The sequence below is a fragment of the Neotamlana nanhaiensis genome, assembly GCF_000943555.1.
GTDB lineage: Bacteria > Bacteroidota > Bacteroidia > Flavobacteriales > Flavobacteriaceae > Neotamlana > Neotamlana nanhaiensis.
Genome location: NZ_JTDV01000008.1, coordinates 168,544 through 185,163 on the forward strand (window position 1 = coordinate 168,544; position 16,620 = coordinate 185,163).

Annotated in this window: 17 protein-coding genes; 5 read left to right on the forward strand and 12 right to left on the reverse strand. The window is 35.2% G+C overall.

Annotated features, from left to right (window positions below; all coding sequences use genetic code 11):
* The 3 genes from PK35_RS10165 to PK35_RS10175 all read right to left on the reverse strand — a co-directional run bounded on the left by PK35_RS10165 (position 1) and on the right by PK35_RS10175 (position 3,950).
* Entirely contained in the window at positions 1–2,316 is a 2,316-nt protein-coding gene (locus PK35_RS10165; protein WP_052825976.1) for a TonB-dependent receptor plug domain-containing protein, read from the reverse strand.
* A 37-nt stretch (positions 2,317–2,353) separates the two neighbouring features.
* Positions 2,354–3,268: a FecR family protein gene (locus PK35_RS10170; RefSeq protein ID WP_238320905.1), complete on the reverse strand. Its 915-nt coding sequence runs from the start codon at positions 3,266–3,268 to the stop codon at positions 2,354–2,356.
* 166 nt (positions 3,269–3,434) lie between these two features.
* A complete protein-coding gene (locus tag PK35_RS10175; protein WP_044626609.1) occupies positions 3,435–3,950 on the reverse strand; it encodes an RNA polymerase sigma factor in 516 nt (171 codons plus the stop codon).
* Between the two features lie 148 nt (positions 3,951–4,098).
* Here PK35_RS10175 and PK35_RS17185 point away from each other — a divergent pair, with 148 nt between their 5' ends.
* The 4 genes from PK35_RS17185 to folD all read left to right on the forward strand — a co-directional run bounded on the left by PK35_RS17185 (position 4,099) and on the right by folD (position 8,782).
* Positions 4,099–5,868, forward strand: a complete 1,770-nt coding sequence (locus PK35_RS17185) for a hypothetical protein (protein ID WP_131474408.1) — start codon at positions 4,099–4,101, stop codon at positions 5,866–5,868.
* A gap of 219 nt (positions 5,869–6,087) precedes the next feature.
* Positions 6,088–7,416 carry a signal recognition particle protein gene (ffh, locus tag PK35_RS10185; protein WP_044626610.1) on the forward strand — a complete coding sequence of 443 codons (1,329 nt, stop codon included), beginning with the start codon at positions 6,088–6,090 and terminating at the stop codon, positions 7,414–7,416.
* Between the two features lie 45 nt (positions 7,417–7,461).
* A complete protein-coding gene (locus PK35_RS10190) occupies positions 7,462–7,836 on the forward strand; it encodes a four helix bundle protein (RefSeq protein ID WP_044626611.1) in 375 nt (124 codons plus the stop codon).
* A 70-nt stretch (positions 7,837–7,906) separates the two neighbouring features.
* A complete protein-coding gene (folD, locus tag PK35_RS10195) occupies positions 7,907–8,782 on the forward strand; it encodes a bifunctional methylenetetrahydrofolate dehydrogenase/methenyltetrahydrofolate cyclohydrolase FolD (protein WP_044626612.1) in 876 nt (291 codons plus the stop codon).
* Positions 8,783–8,826: 44 nt separating this feature from the next.
* Here folD and rluF read toward each other — a convergent pair whose 3' ends face one another.
* The 6 genes from rluF to PK35_RS10225 are packed head-to-tail and all read right to left on the reverse strand — an operon-like array spanning position 8,827 to position 13,937.
* Positions 8,827–9,582, reverse strand: coding sequence for a 23S rRNA pseudouridine(2604) synthase RluF (gene rluF, locus PK35_RS10200; RefSeq protein ID WP_044626613.1), 756 nt, complete (start codon positions 9,580–9,582; stop codon positions 8,827–8,829).
* A gap of 3 nt (positions 9,583–9,585) precedes the next feature.
* On the reverse strand, positions 9,586–10,425 hold the full coding sequence (locus tag PK35_RS10205; protein ID WP_044626614.1) for an alpha/beta hydrolase: 840 nt from the start codon (positions 10,423–10,425) through the stop codon (positions 9,586–9,588).
* Positions 10,426–10,428: 3 nt separating this feature from the next.
* Entirely contained in the window at positions 10,429–10,797 is a 369-nt protein-coding gene (locus PK35_RS10210) for a cupin domain-containing protein (RefSeq protein WP_044626615.1), read from the reverse strand.
* A gap of 4 nt (positions 10,798–10,801) precedes the next feature.
* Complete coding sequence (locus tag PK35_RS10215; protein WP_044626616.1) at positions 10,802–11,782, reverse strand: YitT family protein; 981 nt, start codon at positions 11,780–11,782, stop codon at positions 10,802–10,804.
* A gap of 15 nt (positions 11,783–11,797) precedes the next feature.
* Positions 11,798–12,349, reverse strand: a complete 552-nt coding sequence (locus PK35_RS10220) for a hypothetical protein (protein WP_044626617.1) — start codon at positions 12,347–12,349, stop codon at positions 11,798–11,800.
* A gap of 43 nt (positions 12,350–12,392) precedes the next feature.
* Positions 12,393–13,937 carry a helicase HerA-like domain-containing protein gene (locus tag PK35_RS10225; protein ID WP_044626618.1) on the reverse strand — a complete coding sequence of 515 codons (1,545 nt, stop codon included), beginning with the start codon at positions 13,935–13,937 and terminating at the stop codon, positions 12,393–12,395.
* Between the two features lie 162 nt (positions 13,938–14,099).
* Here PK35_RS10225 and PK35_RS10230 point away from each other — a divergent pair, with 162 nt between their 5' ends.
* Entirely contained in the window at positions 14,100–14,729 is a 630-nt protein-coding gene (locus tag PK35_RS10230) for a 7-carboxy-7-deazaguanine synthase QueE (protein ID WP_044626619.1), read from the forward strand.
* 86 nt (positions 14,730–14,815) lie between these two features.
* Here the strand turns inward: PK35_RS10230 and PK35_RS10235 are convergent, their stop codons facing one another.
* The 3 genes from PK35_RS10235 to PK35_RS10245 form a co-directional block, all read right to left on the reverse strand.
* Entirely contained in the window at positions 14,816–15,340 is a 525-nt protein-coding gene (locus PK35_RS10235) for a DUF2911 domain-containing protein (protein WP_044626620.1), read from the reverse strand.
* A 117-nt stretch (positions 15,341–15,457) separates the two neighbouring features.
* Positions 15,458–15,916, reverse strand: a complete 459-nt coding sequence (locus PK35_RS10240) for a DUF4488 domain-containing protein (protein WP_044626621.1) — start codon at positions 15,914–15,916, stop codon at positions 15,458–15,460.
* 39 nt (positions 15,917–15,955) lie between these two features.
* Complete coding sequence (locus PK35_RS10245) at positions 15,956–16,534, reverse strand: hypothetical protein (protein ID WP_044626622.1); 579 nt, start codon at positions 16,532–16,534, stop codon at positions 15,956–15,958.
* Between the last annotated feature and the right edge of the window lie 86 nt (positions 16,535–16,620).

Below are 16,620 nucleotides of genomic sequence, written 5' to 3' on the forward strand. Positions count from 1 at the left end.
CTAAAACCTCACCCTAAAACTCACATTAGGTGTAATGCCCAACGATTCGTTTTCAATTTTATTGATGTTATTATCGTTATCTAAGGTGTAGTAGTTATTAATAATGTTTTTGTTGTTTAGTACATTCCAAATGCTGGCGCCAACAGTTGCTTTGGCATCATCACTCATATTGAAAGCATATGTGGCAGAACAATCGGTGCGTAAATAATCTGGTAATGTGGCGCTGTTTGGAGCTTCGTAGGTAATTTGGTCGTCATTTGGGTTATCCGTTACACTTGGATGTGTAGTTGGTTTTCCAGAATGCCAATTTAAACCCAAAGCAAACTTAAAACTGTTATTAGTATAGGTGCCAGCAAACGTAATGGCGTGTTCAATATTGGCATTATTAGGAAACGGATTGCCATAGTTTAAACTATCAAATTTATAATTATTTGAATTGTAAGAATACGACGCCCATGTACTTATAATATTACTGAACTGTTTATTAACAAGAACATCAATTCCTTTTATATTATAGCTACCAATGTCGTAAATAAATTGATATTGATTTTGAAAGCCTTGACTTCTCGATGTAATACCATCGGCCTTTTTTAAATATGCTTCGGCGCTTACCAAAAATTGATTCTTATTAAAATGAATTCCAGCAGAAACCTGTTTGCTTTTTATAACAGGATTTGGGAAAATAGTTTGATCATCAGTTTCAATAATTTCTGATTGATTATTAGCAAGAACCCAACGGCGTTTTTCAATACCCAAAAAATCGTTTTGCAAATCGATGACTTGCGAGGTGGTCTGACTTTTAAATTCACCTAAAACTTCAAATCTAAAATAGTTTAAAAACCGCTGACTAAAGCTTAATCTTGGTTCGGCAAAAATCATATTAAATTCATTGATAACATTTAAACGCGAGCCTAGAATAATTTTGGTTTTGGCGTTGTGCGATAAAAAATGAGTTTCGGCATACAAACCATGCGTCCGAAGTACTTCTTTTATGTAACTTCTAAAAACCGGATTGTTAACATCGGCTAAATTACTAATACCAATTTCTGAAAATTGATAACCCGCATTAAACTTAAATTGGTGGTTATGCGTGTAGTTGATGTCTAGTTTTGCAGTGCCATCGTAAACTTCGTTTTCTTGAATAAGGCGTAAATCGTTTATGATGTCAAAATTCGTAGCATCTAAATCGTAGTTGGAAACATAAATTTGGGCGGTGCTTTCTAACTTTGGTGTCCAATGGCGTGTGTATGCGCCGCTAATAGCCATATTGTTTTGCGATAAGCTACTGTTTAAGGCTTCGTTTTCGTTGTTTATGGTAGATTGCTCGTCGTAATTCAAGCTGTTTTGCACATTTAAAAAGTGAAAACGAAGATGGTCTTTTTCACTTATGTCGTAGAGGAATTTTGCCGTAAAATCGTAAAAATAAAAGTTCTCGTTTTGCGAAATGGTATTGGCATTGTTTTTTCCTTTTGAAAAATCGGAATCTTGAAAAACACGTTTAAAATATTGGTTGTAAGTTGAAGTGCTTACGGCATCGGTTAGCGAACGGCGTGCCGAAAGTTGTAATTCGGTTTTTTTACTTAACGGAATTGTAGCATTAGCATCGGTGTTGAGCAAATTAAAGCCTATACCAGCTTTAAACTCGTTGTTAATCGTGTTGGGTAATTCCATATCGATAACACTAGAAATGCCATCGCCGTATTTGGCACGTGTTCCGTTTTTGTAAACATTAACCCGTTTTGTCGTGTACGGATTAAACGCCGAAATCAACCCAAAAAAATGTCCCGATTGATACATTTTTATACCTTCCCACAGCAGCAAGTTTTGGTCGTGTGTGCCGCCTCGAACATTAATGTTCGATACGGTTTCGTCGTTGCTTAAAACTCCCGGAAGCGCTTGTATGGTTTGTAAAACATCGGGTTCTATAAGTCCGGGTAAAATACCAAACGCATCGGGTTTTAAAGTTATAGAGCCATCGTTTAATTTGGTAATACCCGAAGTTAAATAGTTGGTTACAATAACTTCTTCTAAAGTTTCAATGGTTCTTTTTGATGAGCTCTTTTCAGCTTCAGCTTCACGAATAATAATGAATCGGTCATCAAGCAACTCAAAATCAAGCTGCGTTTTTTCTTCTAAAAATATAATTAAGTGTTCCAACGAAATGTCCTCCGAAGGTAAAGTCAGCATTTTATTTTTTACGGTATCATCAGCAAATGAAAAGCGTATTTGATAACTCGCTTCTAGTTGTTTTAAAATTTGGGCAAGCGGCTGTTTGTCTTTTTTGTTAGTTTGTGCGTAAGGTGTGGCAACTTTCAAAAAAAACAATAGAAAAAAAATAATAACTCGCGTGTTGCTATTCACGTTTAAGTGTAATGGTCTGGTTTTGTTTAGTGTACGTTAGGTGTAAAGGCAAGGTAATAGATTTTAAGGCAACCTCTAAATTGTTATGTGTAAAACTGCCTGTAAAGCGTTGGTTGTCATCTATATTTATAAGTTTAATGTGCACGTTGTATTGTCGTTCAAACTCGGTAAGCACCGTTTTGTAAGGCATACTCTTAAAGCTACTTTCGTTATTTAACCACGAAGGTGTTGGGCGATTTTCTTTTTCTTTAGCAATACTTTTCCCATCAATAATTAAAAAACTGTCACCAGGTTTTAATTTGGTTTCTTTGGCATTGTGGGTAACTCCAACTAAACCTTCGTAGCAAATAACTTCAAAATAATTGTTGCGCTGTTTTACATTAAACTGCGTGCCGTAAACGGTTACCACGCCTTGAGATGTGTTTACGCTAAACGACGAACCTTTGGCTACCTTAAAAAAAGCTTCACCTTGTAAACTCACCTCGCGGTTCGTGTTCCAACGGCTTTTATTGTATTCTAAAACCGATTTTGCATTAAGTGAAACACTAGAATTATCGGGTAATTCTATGGTTGTTTTTTCGGCAAAAGCAGTTTCAATAGTAGTGTTTAAGGTCGTGGTGTAATAGTACAAACTAAAACAAACAGCTAAAATGGCTGCGACACGTAAAAAGGGCTTTAACCATTGGTTTTTAGGCGCAGGTTTTTTTGTTTTAATTGCAGATAACACGTTGTTTAAAGCTTCAGAGGTGTTAAAATCATCAGCCTCAAAGTGTTGCAGGTTTTGGTTCAATTTTACTAAATCGTCGTAGTCTTCAAGCTGTTTAAAAGCTTCAAGTTCTACAGGATTTAGATTGTTATCTAACCATTTCGATATGAGTGTTTCTCTATCCATGTTATCGTTATTCATCTATATAACAGTTTAGTTTTATTTTTTCCTACCCTTGGGTTTAATTTTTTTTGAAAATCTTTTATGTCATTACGAACGCAGTGAAGTAATCTTTTTAATTTAAAGATTGCCACGTCATTCGTACCTCATTTCTCGCAATGACAGATTGCTTTAGCATTTATTATTTTTACAACTCTTTAATTTCCTTTCTTAGTTTCTCTAAAGCGCCATAAATGCGTTTTTCAACTGCTTTTGTCGAGATGTTTAAAACTTCGGCTATTTCTTTAAAACGTTTGCCTTCAATTCTATTCATTAAAAAAGCTTCACGCTGTGCATCGGTTAAATTACTCAGGGCTTTTTGTAATTTTTCGTTGTATTCGGCTTCCTGCATTAAAAATTCAGGACTTTCGTTGGTGCTCGTTTTGGGTTTGGTTTGCTGGTATTTTAAAACTACTTTTTGGTGAGCAGCTTCGTTAAGCATTAAATTATTAGCGGTGGTGTAAACAAAACTTTTGGCTTTTTCGGGCGATACTTTCGCGCAGTTTTCCCAAAGTTTAATAAAAGCTTCCTGTACTTTATCTTTTGGGTTTAATAAATCGCCAAACTTATAGTATAAAAAGTTGTGTAAATCTTTGGCATGTTTATTAAATATGGATGAAAAAATATGCTCTTCGCAAATATTATCGTGTAATTGTTTACCCATAGGTATTGGCGGTTGGTTGCACTAAAATAGAGCTTTTTTACTATTTGGAATTTGCAATTTAAATTTTTTTTAGGATTGTAGGGTAGGAGTTTTTAAAGTTTAGCTGTTTTATAAACAAAATGCTATGTATAACCCAAACCCATTAATTATGAACACTAAATTAAAATCATTATTAATTATTCCTTTTTTTGTCCTTTTATTTTTTAGTTCCTGCCAGAAAGAAGCGGTTGAAATTACCAATCCTGAAGAATCTGAAGCCTTAGCTCCAAACGACGAGCTTACAAACCTAATGTTCTCCACATCTACTATGGATGGTTCCTACGATAATATTTTAGATAATGCCAGTTGTATTTCGGTTGAATTACCTGTAACTGTTATTGTAAATGGTTTAGACGTTACCATCGACTCTAAAGAAGATTTTAAAACTATTGAAGCTATTTTTAATGAGTTTGAAGATGATGATGATGCCTTAGAAATTATCTTTCCTATAACCATAGTTTTGTCAGATTACGAAGAAATTGTTATTGAAAACCGCGAGCAACTTAAAGAAATAATTAAGGAATGTAAAGGTGAAAATGAAGAAGATGATGATATTGAGTGTATAGATTTTCAATATCCTATTTCGTTTTCTGTATTTAATCGAAATTTCGAGATTATTAATGTAGTAGATATTGAAAACGATCGTCAATTATACCGATTTATTAAACGCATTAAAAACGAAGCAAACCTAATTGCTAGTTTAAATTTTCCTATTACGTTGGTTTATGCCGATGGAAATACAGTTGAAGTACACAATAATGCAGAGTTAGCCCAAACGATTAAAGAAGCTAAAGATGCTTGTGATGAAGACGATGATAACGATTATGGTGATGACGATTTTACTAAAGAACGTCTAGACGAATACTTAAAACTTTGCCCTTGGGTGGTACATGAGTTTAAGCGTAATGAACAAGACCGCACAGTAGATTACGATGCTTATGCATTAAAGTTTAAAGAAGACAATGTTGTAGTAATGCGAGCAAGAAATGGCGATGTATTAACAGGAACTTGGTCTACTCGTGTAACCGATAATGGCGCTATGATTAAGTTAGAGTTTGACACTCTTGCAGATTTTACGCTAGAATGGTTTGTTTACGATTTGGCTCCAGGAAGAATTAAGTTTTATCAATCTGGTGGTAACCGAATTATTATGAAGAAAAACTGTGATGTTCTGGTCGAAATTACAAAAGAACGTATTGAAAATTATTTACAAGAATGTTACTGGAGAGTTGCAAGGCTTAATGTTGATGGTGCCGATAATGATAAAAAATACATTGGAACACCATTAAAATTCTTAGAAAATAATCAAGTTAAAATTAGAGTTGAAGGTGAATTTGTTACAGGAACTTACGATGTTTTAGCTTACAATTCTAACGGTTTTGTGCTTCAAATTCAAATAGATGGTCGCCCTTATTTACAATTAGAGTGGTTTGTAACTGTTTTAGAAGAAGGCCTAATAAAATTAGAAAACTTAGGAAATCGTGACGATAAAATGGTACTAAAGCGTCATTGTTTTGATACTGATGATGATGTTAAGTTTATCGACGCCATGTTAATTCAAGGTGCTTGGGAAGTAGCGTATTACCAAGATGCAAATGTTGATAAAACAGATATTTTTTACAATTATACCTTTAACTTTAAAGTAACAGGTAGAGTAGAAGTAGCAAACCCTAACGGTGTGTCGGTAGTAAATGGATCATGGTTGTCTTATCGCGATGAAGGTTTGTATTTAGGACTTTACTTTAAAGATAACGAGCCTTTTAATATTTTAAATCACCGTTGGAAAATTCTTGAAATTGCAGAAGGTAGAATAGAAGTAAAAGATTTAGCTGCCGATGGTAGTATAGAACGCATTTTAGTTCTGGAAAAGAAAAGTTAATTTGTTTTTGGTTGATAGAAGGAACACTAGAATTTCGATTTTTGGTTAATTAACTCAGTTTCCTTTTACAAAGGCTGTCAAAATTATTGTTTTGATGGCCTTTTTTTATTTCCGCGAAAGCGTTAACCCAGAATAATTTATTAGCGATTTTATAATTAACAGGTTTTTAAATACAAGGCAATTCACTAAATTTGCACTTCTTAAAATTTCAAGATAATTATGTTTAATAATTTAAGCGATAAATTAGATAAAGCCTTACACGTATTAAAAGGGCATGGGAGTATTACCGAAGTAAATGTTGCCGAAACCTTAAAAGAAGTTAGAAGAGCCTTACTCGATGCCGACGTTAACTTCAAAATAGCCAAAGAATTTACCAATAAAGTAAAGGAAAAAGCACTTGGGCAAAACGTATTAACGACGTTACAGCCAGGGCAATTAATGGTTAAAATTGTAAAAGATGAGTTAACCGAACTTATGGGTGGCGATGCCGAAGGTATTAATTTATCGGGTACGCCTAGCGTAATTTTAATGTCTGGTTTACAAGGTTCGGGTAAAACGACTTTTTCTGGTAAACTGGCTAATTATCTTAAAAATAAGAAAACCAAAAAGCCGCTTTTAGTAGCTTGTGATGTGTATCGTCCTGCGGCGATCGATCAGCTTCATGTAGTCGGAGAGCAAATAGGTGTTGAGGTGTTTAGCGATAGAGGAAATAACGATCCTGTGGCTATTTCGCAAGCGGCAATTGCACATGCAAAGTCTAACGGACATAACGTCGTAATTATCGATACCGCTGGTCGTTTAGCTGTAGATGAAGCGATGATGACCGAAATATCGAACATCCATAAAGCCATCAACCCGCAAGAAACCTTATTTGTTGTTGATTCTATGACAGGGCAAGATGCAGTTAATACAGCAAAAGCCTTTAACGATGTCTTGAATTTTGACGGTGTTATCCTTACTAAATTAGATGGTGATACACGTGGTGGTGCGGCTATTTCTATTAAATCTGTAGTTAATAAACCAATAAAGTTTATTGGTACAGGTGAAAAAATGGATGCGATTGATGTGTTTTATCCATCACGTATGGCCGATCGTATTTTGGGTATGGGTGATGTGGTGTCGCTTGTTGAGCGTGCTCAAGAGCAATTCGATGAGCAAGAAGCCAGAAAGCTGCAAAAGAAAATTGCGAAAAATCAGTTTGGTTTCGACGATTTCTTAAATCAAATCCAGCAAATTAAGAAAATGGGTAACATGAAAGACCTTATGGGCATGATACCTGGTGCTGGAAAAATGCTTAAAGATGTTGACATTGATGATGATGCTTTTAAAGGTATTGAAGCCATTATTCATTCTATGACACCAGGAGAGCGTTCAACGCCTTCAGTTTTAAATGCAAGCAGAAAGAAGCGTATAGCAAAAGGATCTGGAACATCGGTTCAAGAGGTAAATCAGTTATTAAAACAATTTAACCAAATGAGCAAAATGATGAAAATGATGCAAGGCGGTGGCGGCAAAAAGATGATGCAAATGATGAAGAATATGCGATAGGATTTTAGTTTACAGTCTCAGTCTCAGTCTCAGTTTCTTTGAATTATGGATTTTAAAGATTTGTTAGCATATAAAAAGGCATTCGATTTGGCGATGAATATTTATAAAGTGTCTAAAACGTTTCCGAAAGAAGAGACTTATTCACTAACCGATCAAATTAGAAGAAGTTCAAGGTCAGTTTGTGCTAATATGGCTGAAGCTTATAGAAAACGAATATATCCGAAGTATTTTATTAGTAAACTAACTGATGCTGATGGTGAAAATTCCGAAACAAGTACGTGGCTAGATTTTGCTTTGAATTGTGATTATATTTCAAAAGAAATGTATGTTGACTTAACAAATCAAGGAAATGAGATTGGAAAACTAATAAATTATATGATTAAAAATCCACATAAATTTGGGGTTAAAACTGAAAGCTAAAACTTATAAAGTAACCAGTTTGCAAGCATGATTAACTGTTGACTGCTACTGCGACTGAAAACTATTAAATATGACAATCTTAGACGGTAAAAAAGTAAGTAACGACATAAAAAACGAAATTGCAGAACATGTATCTGCAATGGTGTCAAAAGGAGAAAAAGTGCCTCATTTGGCCGCAGTTTTAGTGGGCAGCGACGGTGCGAGTATGACGTATGTAAACGCCAAAGTAAAAGCCTGTGAAAAAATAGGTTTTAAATCGACGCTTATTGAGTTACCAGAATACACATCGGAAGAAGAATTACTTGAAACAATAAACAAGTTAAACACCGATAGCGATATTGATGGTTTTATAGTGCAATTACCGTTACCGGAACAAATTGATGAGCAAAAAGTATTGATGGCTATCGATCCTGATAAAGATGTTGATGGTTTTCACCCAACAAACGTGGGACGTATGGCTTTAGATTTGCCAACCTTTTTACCTGCAACGCCTTACGGTATTATGGAATTACTAGAGCGTTACCAAGTTGAAACTTCAGGTAAAAACGTTGTGGTTATGGGGCGTAGCCATATTGTTGGTCGCCCAATGAGTATTTTAATGAGCCAGAAACGTAAAGCGGGCGATGCTACGGTTACCGTGGTGCATAGTCGTTCTAAAAACTTAAAAGAAATTACTTTAGGTGCCGATATTATTGTAGCTGCTATTGGTATTTCAGAGTTTTTAACAGGCGATATGGTAAAAGAAGATGTTGTGGTTATCGATGTTGGTATTACACGTGTGCCAGACCAAACCAAAAAGAATGGTTACCGATTGGCAGGCGATGTACATTTTGAAAGCGTAAGCAAAAAGGCAAGCTACATTACACCAGTTCCTGGAGGTGTTGGCCCAATGACGATTGCGATGCTGTTAAAAAACACGCTACTAGCTAGAGAGCGTCACGGATAGAGAAGTTATCAAAACAAAAAAATATAAAAGGAATTAGCGTTGTGTTAATTCCTTTTTCGCGTTTTAGGTGTAAATGTTTTTGTAGAATGTTCTAAAAGCTTGTTCAAGTTTGTAAACTCGTCTTTAGTTAACTCACGATATTTTCCAATGGGCATATCGAGGTTTATATTCATAATTCTAACGCGTTTTAAGGTTTGTACTTCGTAGTTTAAATAGCTGCACATGCGTCTAATCTGTCGGTTTAAACCTTGCGTTAAAATAATTTTGAATTTGTAGGTGCCTAATTTTTCAACCTTACATTTTTTAGTAGTTTGCTTTAATTCTTCTAAATAAATACCACCACGCATGCGCTCTAAAAAGGTTTGCGAAATAGGCTTATCAACGGTAACAACATATTCTTTTTCGTGGTTGTTGCTGGCGCGAAGAATTTTATTAACGATGTCACCATCATCGGTTAATAGAATTAAACCTTCACTCGGTTTGTCGAGTCTTCCAATAGGGAAAATACGTTTGTGATAGTTTATAAAATCTATAATGTTGTCTTTTTCAATATTGGTATCTGTAGTACAAACAATACCAACAGGTTTATTGAAGGCTAAATACACAAAACGGTCTTTCGTGTTTTTAATAATTTCGCCATCAACGGCAACCACATCGTTGGGCGCCACTTTGGTTCCCATTTCGGGTACAACACCGTTTAGGGTTACTCGTCCTGCATCAATAAGTTTATCGGCTTCTCGCCTTGAGCAATAGCCAACTTCACTTAAATACTTGTTTAATCGTGTTAAATTATCGCTCAAAACTTAGTTGTTTATAAAGTTAATTATAGCATCATCAATACTGTCATCTTTCAACCCGTGACCAAAACCTTCGGTGGTTTTTAAAGTTGAATTTTTATAGTTTCGTGCAATAAGTTCGGCTTCATCGTAGCCAATAACTTTATCTTCTTTATCATGAATAATTAAACCTTCAGTTTCTATCTTTTTAGAAAAATTGGCCGATGAAAAATAGGCGGTTTCATTGTCGAAACGTTCTTCAACAATCTTATTTAACCCTTTTTCAATCTTACTGTTATACTTCAGCATCTTTACATAACTTTTAAAGATTTTTGTAAATTCTGAAGGCGCTCCAAGAAGCACTAATTTTTCTAAAGATTTTAATTGATGATTATGCTGAAAAAATACGGAAGCCATACCACCAACCGAATGCCCAATGATGATGTGAGGCTGATAATGATTAGCCACAACATTTATAAACTCGGAATATAAAATGGCGTTTAATTGCGTGCCTCCCGATTTTCCGTGAGCAGGACCATCGAGCGCCACAATATTGTAGTCGAATTTTTGAAGTTTGTTAATTAATACTTTCCAACGGTAACTGTTGCTTTCCCAACCATGAGCAAGTAAAATAGTTTTACCGTTTCCTGGCCAATGATAAGTTTGTATGCTTGTGCCGTTGAGGTCAAGCTGAATTTGCTTTGCGGTATTTAAAAACTCGTTTTGCTTTTCAAGAATTTTACCTTTACGCGGCGTCATAAAAATATCTAAAGCTTTTAAAGTCGCGTATTTAGGCGCAATAAAGCTGATAGTATTTAGCGAGGTGCCAATAATTTTAGGTAAGTTTCTTTTAATAATCTTTTTCATGTTCTAATCTTCTCTATGAACCAAATCCATTGAAAAGGCGGGTAAACAAATGGCTAAATATTCGCAAGCCTCCGTAAAAGGATTGGAATATTGTACTCGTGTGTTTTTCTCGATTTTAATAGATTGTCCTGCTTGCAAAGTTACAACCTCGTCTTCAATTATAAATTGTTTTTTGCCTTTTATAATAAAAGTGTACTCGTCGAATTCTGGTGTTTGGAACGGTTCGCTCCAACCAGGAGGCGCAATCATGTGAGCTATACTTATTTGCGAATCGCCATTGGTGGCATTACCAAAATGTTCTTTTATGGTTTTGCCGTCGGTAGTTGGCACAAAAAACGGATTATCCTGAATAGTATATTTTTTTGGTTTCATAACTTTAATGGTCTTTCATGGGTTTGCGCTTTATCATACCACCTTTTAAATCTTTTACAACACCCATAATTACAAAAGCTTGCTTGTCGATTTTGTCAATCTCGGTTTCTAATTTCGCGAGTTCTAAACGGGTAACTACCGTGTAGATAATATCTTTGTCGTAACTTTTTCCGTTAGTTCCAAATCCGCCTTTGCCCGCATAAATTGTACAAGCGCGACGTAGTTTTTCGGTAATCATGTGTTGTAGCGCTTCATGTTTGGTGGAAATGATGGTAACGCCAACATATTCTTCAACGCCATCAACTACAAAATCTACAGTTTTGGCTGCCGAGAGATAGGTTAAAATCGCGTACAAAGCAATTTCAATAGATAGCGTGTAAGCGCCTACCGAGAAAATCAAAATATTAATGAGTAGTAATACATCACCAATGGTTAACGAGAATTTTCGGCTTAAAAAAATAGCTAACACTTCGGTGCCGTCGATAACGCTGCCACCTCGCATGGACATGCCAATACCTAAGCCCAAGAAAAATCCGCCAAAAACCGAAATTAAAAGTTTATCGTGGGTAATTATAGGATACTCTACAAAGTGAACCACAATAGCTAATAGCGCGATGGCCGAAATACTTTTTAAAGCAAATTTTACGCCTATGGTGCGCGATGCTAAAATGATAAAAGGCAAGTTTACCAAAACCAGTAAAATACCTAAATGAAGATTGGTAATGTTGGTTAAAAGTAGCGAAATACCAGTGGCACCGCCGTCAATAAAATTGTTCGGTAATAAAAAACCTTTTAAGCCAAAACCTGCTGAAAACACGCCAAGAGCGATAAAAAAATATTCTTTTATGGCATGCGTAAATTCTACCTGAAGGTTTCTTACCAAAGGCACTAATTCTTTCTTGCTAATGCCTTTTTTGCTTTTTTGTTTAGCTGAAAGACGTTTGCGAGCAATATCGACCAGTATCTTTGATAAGAAAGGATTCATATAGATTTATAAAGATTACCAGTTGATGAAAAAGTATTTAATTTTTGCGTTATCTGGAATGTGTGTTTCTTCAATTTGAAGTTTCATATCGAATCTTAAATTCGCAGGAAGTTCTTCTTTACTAATTGCAAAACTGGCATTTAATTCGTTTACGGTAACTAAAACAGAATTAATCAAATTACTGATTTTAGATATTTTGTATGCCGAAGAGATATCTTTAAACGTGCTTAAGGTTGAAATGTCTTTATCGGTTTTAAAGCGCTCATCTACTATTTGAACACTTTTTATTACCGATGTAGAATCAAGAATACGCTCCGGTGTTAATACAAGAAGTTTGTTGCCTCCTTTTTCAAAAATTTCTATGGTATTGATGTCTCCCGAAAATTCTTCGCCACTTTCAAAATTAGCAATAGAATCGTTAGCAAAAATGGATTTTAAGTCTTTTACCTGAGTGGAATCGGTTAGTAAACCAATGTTTTGTTTTTCAACTTTAAAAGGATCTTGCTCGTTTTTACAACTTGTAAAAATTAGGGATAGGGCAATGGTGCCGAAAAGTAAATTTCGCATTAAAATAAGGGTGTTAATTATTATAGTTTTGGTGCCTTGTGGCTTATTTTTTCATCACTTTGGTTAAAATACCAAATACGCTACGTATAAAAGTGGCGCTGGTAAGTACTTTAACAACAGGATTCATTCTGGTGCTGCTTCTACGTCTTGTTGTTGTAGTTTTCTTTTTAGCTTCAGCTTTTTTTAGGGCTTCTTGTTCTTTCTTAGCTTTCTCTTTTGCTTCTTCGGCTTCGGCAGCTTCAATTTTTTTGTTTAGCATTTCGTAAGCACTCTCACGATCTACCGTTTCGTTGTATTTTTTAACGAGTTTAGAACCTCCTAAAAGGTTATTTAATTCGCTATCGGTTAAAACATCCATGCGACTCATTGGTGCACGCATCATGGTGGCAGCGAGCGGCGTTGGTCGGCCTTTTTCATCTAAAGCAGAAACTAGAGCTTCACCAGTTCCAAGCGAAGTGAGTACTTCGGCTGTATCGTAATAATCGCTATCGGGATAGTTTTGAGCCGTTAGTTTGATGGCTTTTCTATCTTTTGCTGTAAATGCACGTAAGGCATGCTGAATTTTTAATCCTAATTGCCCTAAAACTTCTTCGGGAACATCGGTTGGGTTTTGCGTTACAAAATATAAACCAACGCCTTTACTACGAATGAGTTTTACAATACTTTCAATTTGATTTAATAGGGCTTTTGAAGCTTCTTTAAAAATTAAATGCGCTTCATCAATAAATAAAACCAATTCTGGTCTGCCACTATCGCCTTGTTCTGGGAATGTAGAATATATTTCGGCCAATAAACTCAACATAAACGTTGAGAATAGTTTCGGGCGATCTTGAATATCGGTTAATCTTAAAATATTAATGTAGCCGCGACCTTCGTCGTTTACACGTAATAAATCTTCAACATCGAAAGAAGTTTCACCAAAAAATAAATCGGCGCCTTGTTGTTCGAGTTCTACAATTTTTCTTAGGATAGCACCCGTTGAAGCGGTAGAAATGCGTCCGTAAGCTTCAGTAAATTCGGCTTTACCTTCTTGAGTGGCGTATTGTAGAATCTTTTTAAAATCTTTTAAATCTAAAAGCGGCAATTTGTTATCGTCGCAATACTGAAAAATAACCGATACAATACCCGATTGTGTTTCGGTTAAATCTAAAATTCTAGACAATAATACAGGTCCGAATTCACTAATGGTGGCACGTAAACGCACGCCATCTTGTTCCGATAAGGTTAAAATCTCAACAGGAAACGCTTTGGCTTCAAAAGGCAAACCAATTTTTTCCATGCGCTCATCAATCTTAACATGTCCTGGGCTTGGTTGTGCTAATCCGCTTAAATCACCTTTAATATCCATGAGTAAAACAGGAACGCCTTTATCACTTAAATTTTCGGCTAATACTTGAAGCGATTTCGTTTTTCCGGTACCAGTAGCACCCGCAATTAAACCATGACGATTCATTGTTTTTAGCGGAATTTTTACGTGGGCGTCGGTTATGGTTTCGCCATCAAGCATTGCAGAACCAACGGGAATAAACTCACCTTTTGTAGTGTTGCCTTCTACGATGTAATTAAAAAAAGTGTCCTTGTTGCTCATCTTCTAAAATTTGTATAAAAATACACGAAAAAAGAAGAAGAAAAAAAATGGTATAGGTTAAAGTCGCTATTAATTTTTAACAACTAATGTTTTTAATTTGCCTTTAAATTGAATGTGAAAACCTTAAGTTTTGCGTAAAACTTATGTGTATATTTGCAACCTATGAAAAATGACGTGAAAGAATTGGTAAACAAGGGTGAAATGTTGCCTTTAATGGAAGAATTTTACACCATACAAGGTGAAGGTTTTTACAAAGGTACTGCCGCCTATTTTATTCGTATTGGTGGATGTGATGTAGGGTGTCATTGGTGCGATGTAAAAGAAAGTTGGAATGCCAATTTGCATCCGCCAACAGAAATTGTTAAAATAGTTGAAAACGCAAAAAAATATAGCGACACTATTGTAATTACTGGAGGCGAACCTTTAATGTGGGATATGGAACCTTTAACGAGTCAGCTTAAATCTGAAGGTTTAAAAACACACATTGAAACTTCTGGTGCTTATAAATTAACAGGTGTTTGGGATTGGATTTGTTTATCGCCAAAAAAAATGAAGTTACCAACCGAAGAAGTTTCGGCTAAAGCCAACGAATTAAAAGTCATTGTTTACAATAAAGATGATTTTCGCTTCGCGGAAGAACAAGCAGCCAAAGTAAATAGCGATTGCATTTTGTATTTACAACCAGAATGGAGCAAGCGCGATAAAGTTGTGCCGTTAATTGTAGATTACGTTATGGCAAACCCAAAATGGAAGGTGTCGCTGCAAACACATAAATATTTAAATATTCCTTAAAAAAATAAAGACCTGTCAGGTTTTAAAAACCTAACAGGTCTGTGAAATAAAATTGTCAATAGGTTAATACCTAATTTCTTGAGTTTTTATTTAACCGGAACAGCAACTCTTGTGGTATCCCAAGCTAAATACATCTTGCCACCATCAAACGCAATAGAAAAAGCTTCCACAGCATCGCCAGTAGTAACAGGTGCTTTTACGCGTAAAACGTCTTTGCTTTCGCTGTAATTGTATGAGCCCCAAACATCGGTATCGTTACTTAAAATTATAGTCCATTCGCTTTCTCCAGGAATGGTGTATAACGCATATGTTCCTGCTTTTACGGCTTTACCTCCAAAGGTGACATCTTTGTAAAATTTAATTTCGGCAGCTTCGTTAGCGCCTGTACGCCATACTTTTCCGTTAGGAGCTAATTTGTCTAAACTTCGACCTTTTAATTGCGGACGACTGTAAATTACTTTGGCAGTTGGTGTTTCGTTGCGACTTGCACGTAAATATGAAATATCTAACGGACTAGCATCTAATTTTGCAAATTTCTGTGCTTGCATGTTAAGTGACATAAATAAAGCTAAAGCACATGTAATTGTGGTTATTACAGCTGATTTTTTCATAAGTTTTGATTTTTTAAGTTGTTATAGAAAGCTAAAGGTAGTTTTTATAGTCTTAAAGTTTTTATAAAAGTTGTGGTTGCGTGTTAAAGTTTAAATTGCACACTTGTAAAAATTTGCTTAATTTTTAGGTTTATGAGGCGGTACGCGTTTCCATGTTTCGTGGTTCCATTGCTCACCATCAAAGCTAAAGGTAAGGTTTAGTGTGTTCGCGTTAGGTAAGTGGTATTTAATAAATGAATCTTTACCACTGTAATAGGGATTTAAGTAAAGCTCTGCGATGTGTTCTGTTAAGGTGCTGTCTGAAGTGATTTTGTATGTGCCATATTGACCAATTGAAGTACCTTTTATTGAGTTTACGAACGTGTAATAAGTGCCGTCTGGATTTACAACTTTATAGTTTCCTGTAAAATAGTCTTTAACTTCGCCGCTAGCGCTTTTTACAGTTACAAACTGTTGCCATATTCCAACTATAGATTTTGAGGTTGGAATATGAATTTGTTCTCCTTGAGCTAAACTTAGTAAGCTGCTTAAGCATATGCTTGCCGTAAATAAATATTGAAGTGGTTTAATAATCATGTCTTGTGGGTTTAGTTGGAGTAGGACAACCTAGTTCTATTAATTTTTTTTAATCTTACGTTCAAATCTTCTTTTTGTTCTTCCAAATGCTGTCGATTCCCATTCAGAATCAAAGCCTTTCCAAAAGACACGTATTTTTACCATTCCATCTTGATAAATTAAAAAAGTCATATCATCGTATTGAAAAAACATATTGTTGTTATCTGAATCTTGTGAAAGGTATTTAGATTCATTATTAATATAGTTATCTATTCTTCTTAGGATTTCTAAGGCATTTTCTTCAGGCAGGTTTTTAAACGCGTATGCTTGGTAAACAACACCATTGTCATTCCAGTAATCACCATAAAAACCGAGAACAAGACCTGTTATATTTTTTTTCTCATAATTGTAGACCAATGAAGTTAATTCTCCAGATGAAGCAGCCGCTAATGGATCTATTTGAAATTTTGTTAGTTCTGGTTTTACTCCTATTATTTGGGTCATGACGTATTCTTTTGCTTTATAAAGCGCTGTATTTTTACTAAATTCTTTCGCGAAGAATATATCTGAATTTTCAGGAAATTGGGAATATGAAATAGTTGAAATGAACAGAGTCGCAAAAAGTAATTTGATTTTCATAGCCGAGTTTAAATGTGTTTCAAGTATGTTGTTATGTGAGAAATTTTGATTTTAGAATTATAACTACGTTATAGTTCTCTCGTAAA

Bases quoted from the DNA above. Each gene is read 5' to 3' on its own strand.
- PK35_RS10190 (WP_044626611.1), top strand. From the start codon at position 7,462: ATGGATTTTAAAGATTTGTTAGCATATAAAAAGGCATTCGATTTGGCG.
- PK35_RS17185 (WP_131474408.1), top strand. From the start codon at position 4,099: ATGAACACTAAATTAAAATCATTATTAATTATTCCTTTTTTTGTCCTT.
- folD (WP_044626612.1), top strand. From the start codon at position 7,907: ATGACAATCTTAGACGGTAAAAAAGTAAGTAACGACATAAAAAACGAA.
- PK35_RS10235 (WP_044626620.1), bottom strand. From the start codon at position 15,340: ATGAAAAAATCAGCTGTAATAACCACAATTACATGTGCTTTAGCTTTA.
- PK35_RS10245 (WP_044626622.1), bottom strand. From the start codon at position 16,534: ATGAAAATCAAATTACTTTTTGCGACTCTGTTCATTTCAACTATTTCA.
- PK35_RS10215 (WP_044626616.1), bottom strand. From the start codon at position 11,782: ATGAATCCTTTCTTATCAAAGATACTGGTCGATATTGCTCGCAAACGT.
- PK35_RS10175 (WP_044626609.1), bottom strand. From the start codon at position 3,950: ATGGGTAAACAATTACACGATAATATTTGCGAAGAGCATATTTTTTCA.
- PK35_RS10210 (WP_044626615.1), bottom strand. From the start codon at position 10,797: ATGAAACCAAAAAAATATACTATTCAGGATAATCCGTTTTTTGTGCCA.
- PK35_RS10225 (WP_044626618.1), bottom strand. From the start codon at position 13,937: ATGAGCAACAAGGACACTTTTTTTAATTACATCGTAGAAGGCAACACT.
- PK35_RS10220 (WP_044626617.1), bottom strand. From the start codon at position 12,349: ATGCGAAATTTACTTTTCGGCACCATTGCCCTATCCCTAATTTTTACA.
- PK35_RS10205 (WP_044626614.1), bottom strand. From the start codon at position 10,425: ATGAAAAAGATTATTAAAAGAAACTTACCTAAAATTATTGGCACCTCG.
- PK35_RS10230 (WP_044626619.1), top strand. From the start codon at position 14,100: ATGAAAAATGACGTGAAAGAATTGGTAAACAAGGGTGAAATGTTGCCT.
- PK35_RS10170 (WP_238320905.1), bottom strand. From the start codon at position 3,268: ATGAATAACGATAACATGGATAGAGAAACACTCATATCGAAATGGTTA.
- PK35_RS10240 (WP_044626621.1), bottom strand. From the start codon at position 15,916: ATGATTATTAAACCACTTCAATATTTATTTACGGCAAGCATATGCTTA.
- ffh (WP_044626610.1), top strand. From the start codon at position 6,088: ATGTTTAATAATTTAAGCGATAAATTAGATAAAGCCTTACACGTATTA.